The 11698-nt window shown below is 47.9% G+C and carries 9 protein-coding genes; 6 read left to right on the top strand and 3 right to left on the bottom strand.

All coding sequences use genetic code 11. The features are described from left to right. On the bottom strand, positions 1-270 hold a 270-nt coding region (locus K8S15_02175), incomplete at its 3' end, for a DUF1015 domain-containing protein (GenBank protein MCD4774840.1). A 236-nt stretch (positions 271-506) separates the two neighbouring features. On the opposite strand from K8S15_02175, the gene K8S15_02170 reads away from it, so the two are divergent. The 4 genes from K8S15_02170 (at position 507) to K8S15_02155 (ending at position 6302) form a co-directional block, all read left to right on the top strand. Next, a complete protein-coding gene (locus K8S15_02170) occupies positions 507-2099 on the top strand; it encodes a bifunctional aspartate transaminase/aspartate 4-decarboxylase (GenBank protein MCD4774839.1) in 1593 nt (530 codons plus the stop codon). Then, positions 2096-3787, top strand: coding sequence for an aspartate-alanine antiporter (locus tag K8S15_02165; protein ID MCD4774838.1), 1692 nt, complete (start codon positions 2096-2098; stop codon positions 3785-3787). The genes K8S15_02170 and K8S15_02165 overlap by 4 nt, the downstream gene beginning before the upstream one ends. Before the next feature lie 148 nt (positions 3788-3935). Further along, the gene (locus K8S15_02160) at positions 3936-5105 is read left to right on the top strand and encodes a pyridoxal phosphate-dependent aminotransferase (protein ID MCD4774837.1); all 1170 of its coding nucleotides are present in this window, start codon (positions 3936-3938) and stop codon (positions 5103-5105) included. Between the two features lie 45 nt (positions 5106-5150). Further along, positions 5151-6302 (top strand): radical SAM protein, encoded by a 1152-nt coding sequence (locus K8S15_02155; GenBank protein MCD4774836.1) that lies wholly within the window; start codon positions 5151-5153, stop codon positions 6300-6302. A gap of 19 nt (positions 6303-6321) precedes the next feature. Here K8S15_02155 and K8S15_02150 read toward each other — a convergent pair whose 3' ends face one another. Both K8S15_02150 and K8S15_02145 read right to left on the bottom strand, forming a co-directional pair. Then, on the bottom strand, positions 6322-7905 hold the full coding sequence (locus K8S15_02150) for a T9SS type A sorting domain-containing protein (protein ID MCD4774835.1): 1584 nt from the start codon (positions 7903-7905) through the stop codon (positions 6322-6324). Positions 7906-8170: 265 nt separating this feature from the next. Further along, on the bottom strand, positions 8171-9970 hold the full coding sequence (locus tag K8S15_02145; GenBank protein ID MCD4774834.1) for an ABC transporter ATP-binding protein/permease: 1800 nt from the start codon (positions 9968-9970) through the stop codon (positions 8171-8173). 46 nt (positions 9971-10016) lie between these two features. Here K8S15_02145 and K8S15_02140 point away from each other — a divergent pair, with 46 nt between their 5' ends. Together K8S15_02140 and K8S15_02135 are read left to right on the top strand one after the other, a co-directional pair. Then, positions 10017-11024 carry a nucleotidyltransferase family protein gene (locus K8S15_02140; GenBank protein MCD4774833.1) on the top strand — a complete coding sequence of 336 codons (1008 nt, stop codon included), beginning with the start codon at positions 10017-10019 and terminating at the stop codon, positions 11022-11024. Then, a complete protein-coding gene (locus K8S15_02135) occupies positions 11021-11518 on the top strand; it encodes a tetratricopeptide repeat protein (protein ID MCD4774832.1) in 498 nt (165 codons plus the stop codon). The genes K8S15_02140 and K8S15_02135 overlap by 4 nt, the downstream gene beginning before the upstream one ends. Positions 11519-11698 lie beyond the last annotated feature (180 nt).

The raw sequence follows: 11698 nt of genomic DNA, 5'->3' as shown, positions 1-11698 counted from the left end.
GAACTTAGGTTTATTTTCCTGGATCATTTCTCCGTGTTCCATCAGGTGGCGGAGATTGAACGCTCCCTGTTCGTAGACCTTCGTGTCGTACAGGTCAACTGATGGGTCAAGGTCGACTTCCGGTTTGACAACCCTGAGAAAACTTAGAGGATTCTCCTTAACGATTGTACGGGCTTCGTCTGAATCCAGAACGTCGTAAGGCGGAGAAGCGATTTTATCGGCAAGTTCCTTTGCGGGTCGAAGTCCTTTGAACGGTCTTACAGTTACCATAGCAGCCTCCAGCAGTATATCTGCATATGAGAAATTTTCTTCATTAAACTGCGAACAAAACTTACTTCGGAATCTACTTCCGGGGTACATCCTTAGCAATACCACAGAGTGTTCTTGACATCTTATTAGCTGATAGGATATTATTAAATGTATGAGTAAACGAAGAAATTCCTTATATGATTCTGACTTCTGCCGTATCTAAGCGGTGACGGTAATAACTTGTGAAAGGCATGAAAATGGACAGAGCAAAAACGGAGAAGCAGTACGAATCCCTCAGCCCCTTTGAATTGAAAGACAAGCTTATATCCATGTCTCAGAGTCCACAGATAAAGATGATGCTCAATGCCGGAAGAGGCAACCCGAACTGGGTTGCTGTACAGCCAAGGGAAGCCTATTTCCTGTTCGGGTCTTTTGCGTTGCAGGAGGCACACAGGGTATTGAGCCGCCCCGGGCTGGCCGGAGCGCCGGACTCAAAAGGAATAGCAAACCGTTTCCTTGAATTCTGCGGTATCCATGCCGAAAGGAATGGAGCGGAATTTCTCAGGGATGCATTCGGCTATGTCACCGGAAAGCTGGATCTTGACGGCGATTCCTTTGTAGGGGAGATGGTTGATGCTCTTCTTGGTGATCACTATCCTACTCCGGACAGGGTACTTATGAATACGCAGGAGGTAGTAAGGGCCTACTTGAATAACACAATGTGCGATGACGATCCGCCAGAGGGAACGATGGATCTTTTCGTTACCGAGGGCGGGACCGCCGCAATGACCTATGTTTTCAATACACTAAAGGAAAACGGTCTTATTCACCCCGGAGATAAAATAGCTATTGGAACCCCGATTTTTACTCCATACATTGAAATACCGGTACTAAACGATTATCAGCTGGTTGAGATCGAAGTTCAGCAGGACGAAAACGATAACTGGCAGTATCCTGATGAAGAACTGGATAAACTCGCTGATCCTTCCATAAAGGCCTTCTTCATTGTGAATCCATCGAATCCTGCTTCGGTCAGTATGGCGGACAGAAGTCTTGTGAAGCTGGCGGAACTGGTTAAGACTAAACGGAAGGATCTTATACTTCTGACAGACGATGTCTACGCGACCTTTGTGAACGGTTTCAAATCACTGGTGGCGATAGCTCCGAGAAATACGATTCTGGTCTATTCCTACTCCAAGTATTTTGGAGCGACTGGCTGGAGGCTCGGAGTCATAGGTATCTACGAAGATAACATACTGGACGAGATGATAGCCGCCCTTCCGGAGAAGAAGAAAAACGAACTGAACGAAAGGTACAAAACCATCTCAACAGAACCATCGAAAATCAAACTGATTGACAGGCTCGTTGCCGATAGCCGCGCTGTTGCCCTGAACCATACTGCCGGCCTTTCAACGCCACAGCAGGTAATGATGGTGTTTTTCTCACTTCAGGAATTGTTGGACAGCGATAGCCGTCTATACCGAAAGGAAATGCAGGACCTTATTCATGAGAGGTACGAAACCCTTTACAATGCTCTGGGAACGAAGGGGCCGGAACTTCCATTTTACGCATGCTACTATACGACCATCGATATCAAGAAACTTGCCCGTGAGAGATTTGGGAAAGAATTCAGCAACTGGATGGAAAAAGCCCACGAACCTATTGACTTCGTCTGGAGACTGGCTGCGGAGAAAGGAATCGTACTGATGGACGGCGGCGGTTTTGACGCTCCTGAAATGTCGGTAAGGGTTTCTCTCGCCAACCTGTTCAAGGCTGATTACGCGGTAATAGGCAAAGGAATAAGTGATTTGCTGGATGAGTATAAAAAGGAATGGGAGAAAACCAGATGAATGCACTGGTTACATTCCTTCAGCATAATCCATCTCTGATAATTTTTGCGGCGCTGGCTGCCGGATATGCCCTTGGAAAGGTGAAATTCGGTACATTCTCTCTTGGTTCCACCACAAGTGTTCTGCTCGCAGCCATCGTAATAGGAGCGCTGGTACTTAAGAACAAGGAGTACGATCTAGGCCTTATCAAGACTATTTCGTTCGGGTTCTTCATCTTCGCCATCGGTTACAGAGTGGGCCCTGATTTTGTCAGCGGACTCAAACGCGGAGGGATGAAATACGTTCTTACAACGGTCTTCTTCTGCGTTATTGCGCTGGTTGCCGCGATACTGCTTGCAAAAGCTTTCGGGCTTAACGCTGGATACGGGGGCGGGATGCTTGGAGGAGCCCTTACTCAATCCTCCGTGATCGGTACAGCCGACGGAGCCATCCTTCATCTTGCCAATCAGGAAGTAACCTCCAACATGAACCTGAAATCGGATGTGGCAGTTGCTTATGCCGTTACATACATTTTCGGTACTGCCGGACTGATTGTACTGCTCAAAGTACTTGCGAAACTCTGGAAGTTCGATCTTCCCGCGGAAGCTAGAAAGGCGGAAGCGGAACTTGGTTCAGCGGAAGCGGGGGATACCGTTGAAGCTTTTCACTGGTCAAATCTTGTAATGCCGAGGGCATACAGCGTGGAAAACCAGGAAGCAATCGGCAGCACGATTGCAGAGATTCAATCGAAATTCCCTAATTATGTCGCGATAGACATGTTAAAAAGAGGGAACAGGATAATCAAAAAGATTGAAGATGATCTCCGGCTTGAAAAGGGAGATGTTGTTGTTCTCACAGGTTATCGAAGACTTATTTTTAAAGCATGCGATGTTATAGGCCCTGAAGTAGATGACAAGTACATAAGGGAAATGATTGGGGAAATCCTTGGAATCTGTCTGACAAACAAAAAGCTCGATGGTAAAACCTTCAATGAGATATTCAGCAGATATGGACAGGGATGCTTTATACATGGTATTTCACGTCAGGGACACGATCTTCCGCTTGGTCCCAATTTAAAACTGTACACAGGAGATGTCATGAGGGTTATCGGTAACAGGCCGGATGTTGAAAGACTTGTTAATGTCATCGGATATCCGGAGCGGGAATCGAGTATCACCGATCTGGTTACAGTAGGAATCGGCATTATAGCCGGTACTCTTGTCGGACTGCTGGCGATCAATATAGGAGGCGTTCCCGTGACCCTGGGAGTTGGAGGCGGGGTACTTGTCTCCGGGATATTCTTTGGCTGGCTGAGATCTACAAGGCCTACATGGGGGAGCATACCGGTGCCAACTCAGTGGATATTCACTAACCTGGGGCTTAACCTGTTCATAGCTTGCGTGGGTATTTCAGCCGGTCCGAGAGCTGTAGCGGCCCTGCAGCAGGCAGGAATAAACATTTTCTTTGCCGGAGCGTGTCTTACGATCATTCCCCATGTGCTTACATGGATTTTTGGCCTGTACGCCCTGAAGCTGAATCCTGTTCTTCTACTGGGGGCCATGACGGGGGCGGGAACATGTACTGCCGCATTGAATTCGGTTAAGGAGGATTCCAACAGCTCAATTTCTGTTATAGGGTATACTGTACCTTACGCCATAGGAAACGTACTTCTCACGGTCTGGGGAGCTCTGATAGTGAGCATCCTCTGACTAGGATAGGATAGCATCCGCTGGCATTTCAAAGCGTTGTATTCCCAGCAACTTTGATTGAAACAATACCGGTGCCTGTAATTCTATTGAATGATATGTTATCAATGTTCTTAGCTTTCATTTAAAAAAGGATATGAGAAAGATGAAGATGGAATCACGAATATCACATCGAGTAAAGGAAATTTCAAAGTCCGCGATACACGAAATGACCAGACTTTCATCGCAATATGACGATGTAGCTTTTCTCTCATGGGCCAAGCCGACATCCGATACTCCTGAGTTTATCAGAGAAGCCACAATCAAGGCAATCGGAGACGGACTGACGGGTGGTTACTCACCGAGCATGGGGTTGCCTGAACTGAGAAATGCAATCTGCCGGAAACTTGCAAAGGATAACGGTATCAATACCGATATATCCGAGATCATTGTGACAGTGGGCGCGATAGAAGGGCTTGCCGCTGCAGTTCTGGCTGTTGTCGACCCCGGAGACGAAGTAATTCTTCCTACACCTACGTATTCCACGCACGCCAGACATGTTCAGCTTGCATCGGCTAAACCGGTTTATGTGCCTGTAGTCGAAGAAGAAGGTTTTTCTCTGGATCCCGAAGCGGTTCGCAGTAAAATTACGGATAAAACAAAGGCAATTCTACTGTGCAGCCCTGCGAATCCCACAGGAGCAGTATTCTTAAAAAGCACACTTCTGGAATTGGGAGAAATCGCTCTTCAAAACAACCTGTTCATAATTACTGATGAGGCTTACGAATATTTTGTATACGATAATGCGGAGCACTTCGCTATCGGTTCCGTACCGGAGTTGAAAAAGAATGTGATAAGCTGCTTTACTTTTACGAAAACGTACGCGATGACAGGATGGCGTATAGGTTACCTTAATGCGGATAAAAGCATAATCCCTCAGATTCAGAAAGCACATATCCCTCTGGCTATTTGCGCACCTGTCGTTTCCCAATATGCCGCTATTGCTGCATTGAACGGCCCTCAGGATTGCGTGGAAACGTTCAGGAGTAAATATCTTTCAGCCAGAAACCTTATGTGCGATAGACTCGACGGTTTTCAAGAATTTTTCAGTTACCAGAGACCACAGGGCTCATATCTGATGTTTCCGAAGGTTCTTCACAGCTCTATAGATCAGGGTTCTTTGCATTTCGCGAAGGAGCTTTTAAGAGAGGCAAAAGTATCTGTAACTCCGGGTATCGCATTTGGCCCGACCGGAGAGAATCACATTCGAATGTCTTTTTGCGTGCCCGAAAATGTGATTGATAAGGCGTTTGACCGTATAGAAGAGTTCTTTAATAAGTAAGTAACATTACAGCCAGAAAGCCTGCCAGCTGGAAAGAAGGATTCATTGGAGAATAGTGATTTCTCAGTTCCAAAACATGCCGCTGCCCCTTCATCGGTTGATATTTCGATAACCGGTAAATGCAATCTCAAATGCAGATACTGTTTCTATTCTGATGAAATGGTTGCTCTGTCAGACCTGTCAACCGAGGAATGGAAGAGGATTGTAAGCAAGCTGGGAAAAGCTAAGGTGATGCGAGTTACACTTACCGGTGGTGAAGTATTCACAAGGCCTGACATTTTCGAACTCGTCGATTCAATCATCGAGAACAGGATGCGATACAGTATTCTCACAAACGGTACGCTAATTGACGAAAAAACCATAACCGCTTTCAGTGTTGGAAAAAGACGTCTCCGTCTCGACAGCATACAGGTATCGATAGATGGCTCATGTCCTGAAGTGCACAACCTGAGCCGCCCCGGGAGTTTCGGCAGGGCAACTCGCGGGCTAAAGCTACTTGTTAGAAACAGATTTCCAGCTACGGTACGGGTTACAATCAGCAAGCACAACATGGATGACCTTGAAGACATCGCAGAACTGCTGCTTGATGAAATCGGCCTGCCATCCTTTACGAATAACGAGGCTTCACCAATTGGCGCGGGGTGCACATATGAGGACGAAGTCGCTCTGGATCACGTGGATACTCTTCGAGTAGGGCTGATGCTTGAGAAACTTCAGAAAAAGTATCCCGGACGAATCACCGCCAACGCCGGGCCGCTAGCTAAATTGAGAATGTACAGGGAGATGGAGGATGCAAGACGTACAGGCCAGAGTATCAGCGGATGGAAAATGGGGTTCCTGTCATCCTGCGGAGGCGTGTTCAATAAATTCGGAATTCTGCACGATGGGTCGATAGTTCCATGTTCCATGCTGCACGATCTTACTATGGGTAACATGCTCGCCGATGACATGCTGGATGTCTGGAGGAACAGTCCGGTAATAAAAGAGGTCAGAGACAGGTATGTAGTACAGCTATCTGAGATATCCACGTGCACTGACTGCGAATGGGTGAAATACTGCAATGGTGGCTGCCCGGGCATTACCCAGCAGATACAGAAAACCCTCCTTGCGCCCAGCTGGAGAGGATGCTACAGGGCTTTCCTGAAAGCCAACGGAATCAGAAGCTTATACGATGTTGACGCACGTGAAGATAAGTAGATGTTGATTCATGTCCGCACTACGGTTCATTCCTTAAGATGACCACCCGTTCCCCGGCCATGCTGTCTCCGGAGAAGAGCACCACGAAGTACGTTCCCGGGGAGAGATCGGGAACATCCAGAGGGACCGTATGTATTCCAGCATCCATCTCACCATGCACAATGGTTGCCGCTTTCCTGCCGCTTAAGTCATAAATCTGCAGAAGTACGCTGCCTGACTCCGGCAAGCTGAAGGTCACGCTGCCTCTGGCTGGCATGGGATTGGAAGATACTCTCAGATTCAATTGGTCTTCAACTACTGAAGAGCCTTCTATTCCATTGTTTAGGAGTATTGATATCTCATATAGATGATCGAGTGATGTAATATCCATAAAAGCGGGGAAGTATATGAAGTAATCCCAACCATTCGCTTCCAGTACCAGCTCCAGATCACCGGTTGATGGATCGCAATCGAACCATTCGAAATAGAGCTGTCCGGACAGGTTCTGCATTATGACACCCATGTTCCACTCGAAATAATCGCGCCCGTTGAAGTTCATCATTATCCAGTTATCCTGATAATTCGAAAGGTCCACTCTTATCCAGTGAATACCGTACCGTTCAGGGGGAGAGTCTGCAGTCTGGTCCCCTGTGAAGGGAAGGCTTGTGACATCGTGACAGGGCAGGACCACGGGACCCGGAAGCCAGGTTGATGCCTCCGGATTGTACATGCCGCAGCCATCGAACCAATTGTCCGCCGTGAACCATCGCCATGCACCGTAGTCCATGAAGAACTCCTCGAAAGTTATCCCATGGTCGGTAAACATGCTCTCATGTGCTCCGAACATGTTGTTGCCTCCTTCGGATGCGCAGTATTCCCAGACACTGCGGACGGACTCGTAGCCCCATCTGTCCCACATCATCCATGCCCAGGGAAAACCACCGTGGCTGTAGGATCTGATGTCAAGCCATGGGGTTCTGAGGGCATTGTCACCGGAACTTATAATGCCAAGATAATCGTCCGCATCCGGGTAGACCATTTCGGTCATCCACACAGCGCAGTTCTCCATGAACCAGCCAGCTTCATTGTAATCGTAGGAAATCTGAATGGCGTGCTGGAACTCATGTGCCACAACGCAGTTTCTCTGATCCGCATCGGGGATGGAACTGTGTACAACGATATAACTTGCCGAACAGTCATGAGTTGAATCCGGCGGGTGGTATTCCCCGAAGCAAGAAGTATATCCCGTAACTTCGCCGGAAAGGCTTACAATGTAAATGTCGTAGAGGTCGTCTCCGCCGATACCGTTATCCGGTGGTGGTTGGAAAAACCCCATCTCATTACATTGTACCTGCCAGGAAGAATCCGCTGCAATGGCGATACTCAAGGCATAGGCGTAACTTACGGAATCGGAGCCTGAATCCGTCCAGTGGATCTTAAAATGACCTCCGGGAGAATTAAGGATCTGTTCGGATCCGCTGAGAACAGGCCTGTTGGCCGCATCGGTTTCACTTAACTCACCGGCCCCATGGGAATCAATTATCAGATTCTCCGGAGTCTTTCCCGCTGCTGTTCCTAGAGCCGCAAGGAGAATGGAAACAGCAATTGGACCTTTTTTCATCATGATAACCTCTCCGCAATTCGAATAGTATCTGTTAACGCAACGGGAAGGTTGATTTCAACCCATACCGCACTTTAATCCTTACACAACATTTTCATACTAAAAACGATACTACATTGAACCATTCCAGGTCAACAAAAGGAACATTGGATTATGAAGACTCTTCTGGAACCCGGCTGGAGAGGATGCTACAGGGCTTTCCTGAAAGCTAACGGAATCGGAAGCTTACGCGATGTTGACGCAAGGGAAGAGAAATGAAGGGAGCTTCTCAGTTATAGGCGCTTGCCTGAATAGTGTACATTTCGTGGTATTTGCCCTTTTTCGCCATGAGTTCTTCATGGGTTCCCTGTTCGACTATTCTGCCTTTGTGCATTACAGCGATTCTGTCAGCCATTCTTACCGTTGAGAATCTGTGTGATATCACCACAGAAGTTTTTCCACGGACGAGTTCTCTGAATTTTATGAACACATCCAGCTCTGATTTCGCGTCCAATGCGCTGGTTGGCTCATCGAGAATAACAATCGGAGAATTCCGTATGAAAGCTCTGGCAAGGGCTATCTTCTGCCATTCGCCTATGGAAAGTTCCTTGCCGCCCTTGAACCATCTGCCAAGCACCGTATTGTAACCGTCCGGCAAATTCGAGATGAGGTCATCGGTCCCCGCTGTAACTGCCGCCCTCCGGATGGCGGTTTCATCGTAAGTGTGCTGAATATCGCCCAGGCTGATGTTCTGCCCGGCTGTAAGGTGGTATCTGGCATAATCCTGGAAGGTCACACTGATGTTGTCTCGATGATCCTCAATTTTAAAATCTCTTATCGGTGTTCCGTCTACACTTATAAAGCCTGTGTCAGGGTCGTAAAGCCTGCAAAGAAGTTTAACAAGGGTTGTTTTCCCGGAGCCGTTCTCTCCGACCAGGGCGAGCATCTCCCCCTGCCTGATGTTAAGCGAGATGTCATCAAGCGCTTTGCTGCTGCCGGACGGATAACAGAAATTCACATGATTAAAGTCAATTCCCCTGCTGATTGGTGAGGGAAATGGCTTCGGTTCCGGAGGATTAACAACTGAAGGCTTGATATCAAGGAAATCGAAAAGATTGGAGAGAAATAAATTTCCCTCGTAAAGTCCGGCAAGGCTGCCAAGCATTCCCTTGAGATATCCGAGTCCCTTTTGAAAGGCCTGGAAATACATCACCATGCCGCCTATTGTGATGAAACTGCGGAATGCCTGCCATGCGATAAAAGCGAGTGACCCGTAAACCAGCACAGTTGCCACAGCCTGAGTGGCAAGGTCGGCTGCAGCTTTCCTTCTTGCTATACCGAGCATCTCTTCCCTGAGGATGGTTCTTAGATCCCGGTATCTTTTTCTGAAGTGTTCGCCCAGGCCGAACAGCCGAAGCTCCTTGGCATGCCCGACAGAAGTTATCAGCCAGTGCTTGTACCATGCCCTGCGTTCGGTTTCCGTTCTCTTTCTTTGCCACTTCCATGATATTTTCGAGAACTTCAGCTTCACGAACACTCCAGGCAGCGCGGCGGCAAGAAGGATAACGGCAACGATCCAGTGGAAAGACAGCAGCAGGCCGACCATGGCCAGCAAAGAAACACAGTTCTGGAACGTCTTTATAAGACCGTTGACAATGCTCGTTGGCCTGAAGGGAGCTTCGCTCTGTGCCCTGTGAAGAGTATCGTAGAAACGCGAATCCTCATAGTAAGCGAGGTCAATACCGATAGATTTTTCGTGTAGGACATCCTGCATGTAATCTGTAACGACCCTGGACTGGGTCTGCTCAACAATCCCGGCGATGGCTTTTACGGCAGACATCAGAAGCGCGACACCGCCCATGATACCTATGAGCAGACCAATATGACCAAATGAAGCAGCCTCCACTCCGGAAATAACCTCCTCAACTGAATCTATGAGGAGTTTCATCAGGTAAAGCGGAATCAGTGGAAGTAAGCCCTGAAGAAGAGTCAGCAGGAGATTGGCGATGGTAAGTCCCGGGCTGCTCTTCCAGACAAAAGAGACAGCTCTTCCCAGCATGATTTTTTTACTGTCGTTTTCGCTTTTCATAAGACTAATCTATAAAGCCTGCTCGGTAGAAATCAAGAGAAGGCTGGTGAAACACAAATCAGGGATGTATCAATTAAGCAATATGAAAAAAGCAGCGCTGCCAGACCCGATAACAATAGCTGCGTGCAGATGGCTCCTGTCCGGGGGAGTGTCCGGAGCGTACGCTGGACCTGATCCAGGCAGAACCCATGGACTTTCCCCTCTTCTGGCGAAGGAGACGGGACAAGGGAAGATCAGCCTTTTCACAGCAGCAGAATGGTTCCGCAGGGAAGAGATATTGCGTCCCGTTCTTGAGAGTATCTCAAAAGAGGGTATCAGACTGTGGGCTGTTAAAGGTTTTGATCTGGCCAGAAGCGTGTACCCTTTTCCCGGAGGAAGGCCGATGTGTGATGCCGATCTGTTCCTGAAAATAGAGGATCGGCAAAGAATTCTGAAGGTTTTTGATCAGTGCGGCTGGTCAAGAGGGTCTCCCGGGGACGGTATTTTCTCTTCAGGCATCGTGTCTGAGATGAAGATGTACAGGTACGGCACAATGGCTGAGCTGCACACTCACATATTCTATTTCCCTGCGACATTTCCCGGAAAGCTTCCAGCCGACCTGTTTGAGAACGGCAGGCTTCTGGAACCTGGTTTGACGGGTTTCGCCTGGCATAACGCTTTGCTTTTGGTACTTATTCATATGCTTACGAATAGCAGCATAAGACCTGTATGGTGGGTGGATATCTGCCTGCTGTGCAGGAAGGTTTCTGAAGCGGGCAGCTGGGATAAGTTCGCGCTGAATGCCTATGAAACCAGATTGAATGGAGCAATTGCATCTGCTCTTGCTGTTGCCGCCGATGACTTGCGAGCCCCGGTTCCCGGAAAAGTAGTTAGTGTCCTCAACAAGAATGTCAGCGGCGGAGACGATATACTGGAAAAACTCAGAATTGGACGGAAAGTGCCCACTCTGCTGAACCTGAAACACCTGACAGGCTGGAAGAAGGTTTCCTGGTTCTATGCTCTGCTCTGGCTTGTTCTAACAGGGCAGAAACCGCTGAGGAGGATTCAGGATTGAGCGATAAATCGGATGCTCTGAAACTGCTTCTGAAACGATTCCTGATCGCGCTGCCCTTTTTCGTAGTAAGTTTAATAATGTTCAAGAAAGGTTATCCCGTATCGTTGTTTGCTGTATTTCCGCTCGCTCTGTCGGCTTGTTTTATGGGGGAACCTCTTTCCATGCTGATTACGAATCCTTTAGGCGCGATATTCTTTCCAAAGTCCAGTAATCCGGAGATCAATCTGATGTTCAGCATGCCTGAAGCGAGAATAATGGAAGGCAGGTACGAAGAAGCTCTTGATCTGTTGAAAGAAATGATACCAAGAGATCCGCAGAGGCTCGAAGTATATATGAGGATCATGAATCTGGCGGTGAATCGCATGAAACAGCCTGAGACAGCAAGGGACGTTTTTCATATCGGCATGAAGAACATAAAGAATCTCAGAAACAGGAAAATACTCGCGCATGAATACAGAAGACTCATGCTTCTTTTCAGGGAAAGCACTCGATAACTACAGGGAACTCAGCAAACTGAATGACCATTGTACGACGAACAAGCAGGATACGACAGGCTATACTAGTACCTACTTGCAATAGTTAATGCTATGTGATATATTTGATGGGTCTGTTATATACGCATCAAGGAGGAAGCATGGCTTACACTTCGGTTTCAATTCATCTGACCGATGAGG

The organism is Candidatus Aegiribacteria sp. (assembly GCA_021108005.1).
GTDB lineage: Bacteria > Fermentibacterota > Fermentibacteria > Fermentibacterales > JCC-6 > Aegiribacteria.
This window is presented reverse-complemented; position numbering and strand designations above follow the sequence as displayed.